Here is a 2055-nt window from a genome sequence, read left to right as displayed (position 1 = left end):
GCGGAGGGTGTCGCCGCACGGTCGCGCCTGCAGGCCGGTGCCGGCGGCGGGTGAGTCGACGGCCCAGGCGTGGTCGCCGGCGTGCGGGTCCTGCGGGGGGCCGGTGCGGGGCCCGGAGTGTGCGGAGGAGGTCATGGCAGGTCACCGGCCTCGATGACGAGCGCGGGTTCGCGTGGGGCCCTGACGTGGACGGCGAAGCCGCGGTGGGTGTGCAGTGACTTCAGCGCCTCGGTGGCGAAGGGGATCCGGTTGGTCAGATGGACGGTGTACGTGTCCTCGGGGTCCCGGGAGCCGACGAGCATGCGCAGGGTGTCCTCGCCGGGGTGGTGGTGCTTGATCCCGTCGGCCGAGATCACGTAGTGATCGGCGTGCACCTGCTCGAAGAAGTCGCTCTCGACATTGCGGTCGCTGCCGTGGTGCGGGAGTTTCAGCAGGTCGACGTGGAGTGGCCCGGAGCCGGTGAGCAGCCCGGTGGCGCGGAGTCCGGCGAGGATCCGGTCCCCGCGCGCGTCACCGGTGAGCAGGGCGGTGCGGCCCTCGTGCTCGATCAGCAGCACGATGCTGGACAGGTTCGGTATCGACCCGTCGGAGTAGGAGGCCCTGATGACGTCGGGGTCCTTCCGGCGCTTCGCCTCGCGCCATCGCTCCGCGAGTTCGTCGAGGGCCTCGTCGTCGGGTGCCACGACGGTGACGCGCAGGCGGTCGAGGGTGGCCACCGTGCCCTCGATCAGGGGCCCGTCGAACAGGGGGTTGCCGTCGAGGCCGAGCGCCACCGCCTCGTCCCGGACGGCGCGGCCCTGGTTGTAGCTGGCCTTGACGGCCTCGCTGTCGGCGGCGGCGCGGTCGACGAGCGGCCGGACCGAGGCGCTGAGGCCGGGGGACGCGTGGTCGACCAGTTCCTCCACGGAGTTGAACCACAGCCGCCGTACGGCGAAGGGCTCGGGCAGGTCGTCCCGCCGGGCCCGCCGGATCTCGCCGAGCAGCCGGAGCAGCCCCGCCGTGTGATCGTCGTCGACGTGGGAGAGGCAGACGGCGTCGATGCGGGGGGCGCCCGCGGTGTCCGGGGCGAGCCGTGTCAGGCGCTCGCGCAGCACGGCCTCGTAGACGCCGCCCGGCCCGCCGTCGACGAGCATCACCCGCTCCCGCCCGCCACGTGTCCCCCACCGTACGAGGAAGGAGTCGCCGTGGCGGGCGTCGAGGAAGTCGAAGGTGAGCATGAGGGCCTGCCTCGCGTGGGATGCCGGTTCAGACGGACTGCATCGCGCGCAGGACGTCGACCAGGCCGTATCCCTGGAAGTCCCGCTCGCGTGCCAGGTCGGTGGCGGTCGTGCACAGGATCTGCTTGATCCGCTCCGGGCGCCCCAGGAGTTCCCGGTTGCGGGCCAGCAGCATGGCCGCGGCTCCGCTGACGTGCGCCGCCGCCTGGCTCGTGCCGTGCATCGCGGAGATGCCCTCACCGGGAATGGGCCCGTCGATGTCCTCGCCGGGTGCCAGCAGGTCCGGTTTGGGCCTGCCGTCGCCGGTGGGGCCGCGGCTGGAGAAGTAGCTGACACCGTGGCGGTGCGGATTGCTGCGGTGGGTGGAGCCGACGGTGATGACGGCCTCCGCGTTGCCCGGGTCGGAGATGCTGATGTTGCGGTAGTCGGCGCCCAGGGTGCGCGCGGCCCCGGTGAACCCGGAGTTGCCGGCCGCCGCGACGACCACCACACCGGAGCGCGCCAGGTGGTCGCACTCGATGCAGACAGGTGTCCAGCCGGTGGAGCTGGTGGCGACGTCGTGCGGCACGGAGAGGCTGATGTTGACTCCGGCGATGACGATGCGGCCGGCCTGCTCGTTGATGTGCCGGACGGCCTGGAGGGCGGTGACGATGGAGAACTCGTCGCCCTGTCCCTGGTCGTCGAGGACCCGGAAGTCGTACAGCCGGATCTTGGAGCAGATGCCCCTGAAGTGGCGGTCGGGCCACCAGCCGCCGAGGATGCCGGCGATGTGGGTGCCGTGCGGGTCCTGCGGGATGGTGTACCTCATGTGGGGCCGGACCGGTGGGGGCTGGGAGGC

Annotated in this window: 2 protein-coding genes; both read right to left on the bottom strand. The window is 72.2% G+C overall.

Features of this window, described 5'->3' with window-relative positions; genetic code table 11:
* Positions 1 to 131 precede the first annotated feature (131 nt).
* On the bottom strand, positions 132 to 1217 hold the full coding sequence (locus GUY61_RS37785) for a ComEC/Rec2 family competence protein (protein WP_166634807.1): 1086 nt from the start codon (positions 1215 to 1217) through the stop codon (positions 132 to 134).
* Between the two features lie 28 nt (positions 1218 to 1245).
* On the bottom strand, positions 1246 to 2055 hold an 810-nt coding region (locus tag GUY61_RS37780), incomplete at its 5' end, for a S8 family serine peptidase (protein WP_166634806.1).

It is taken from the genome of Streptomyces sp. GC420 (assembly GCF_009916105.1).
GTDB lineage: Bacteria > Actinomycetota > Actinomycetes > Streptomycetales > Streptomycetaceae > Streptomyces.
Note: the sequence above shows the minus strand (reverse complement) of the source record. Positions and strands in the feature narration are given on the sequence as shown.